Source organism: Streptomyces lushanensis (genome assembly GCF_001700515.1).
Classification (GTDB): domain Bacteria; phylum Actinomycetota; class Actinomycetes; order Streptomycetales; family Streptomycetaceae; genus Streptomyces; species Streptomyces lushanensis.
In genome coordinates this window covers 1-602 of sequence record NZ_MAUD01000666.1, presented here as the reverse complement: position 1 = coordinate 602, position 602 = coordinate 1, and the positions used below count along the sequence as shown (strand labels likewise).

Here is a 602-nt window from a genome sequence, read left to right as displayed (position 1 = left end):
GACGGTCAGCGGGACATGGGCGATCACCAGACCGACCGCGTACCGCCCGCACATCGAGTGCCAGCGCGTCACCCGGTCGGATCCCACGCGCCGCTCCAGCGCCGGCACCCGCGCCATCAGCACCACCACGAGGGCGATCGCGTAACCGCCGAGCAGCCCGGTCAGCCGGCCGGCTCCGAGCAGCCACTCGGCGAGATCCACATGGACGACCGGGGTGTTCTGCCACCACAGCGCCATGACGGCCGCCGCGCCCGCCCAGCACAGCACGAGCAGCGGCAGCGCGCCCGACCGCCGCGGGCGGATCGCCCGCATGGTCTGCCGTCTGGCGGCCCGACCGTTGTGCAACATCGCCACGGGACTGCTCCTCGCCACGGGACCGCTCCTCACCTTCCGCCGTGCCCGCCGATACGGATTTGAGCGACGGAGGGTTCAACGAAGTGGCGTGACGCGGCGAGGAGTTCGCTCTTCGGCCGGAAAGGAACTACGGCCGCACGGCGGTGACGGCGGTCCTGCCGGACGACGTGCCGATCGCGAGATGCGGCGCGCGGCGCGGATCCGCCCAGGTCAGGATGCGCTTCATCGCCCCGGCCGGATCTGCTGCG

1 pseudogene is annotated in these 602 nt (G+C 72.4%); it reads right to left on the bottom strand.

Annotated features, from left to right (window positions below):
- Positions 1 to 348 (bottom strand): annotated as a pseudogene (locus BFF77_RS32240) (ferric reductase); the annotation flags it as partial.
- Positions 349 to 602: the final 254 nt, after the last annotated feature.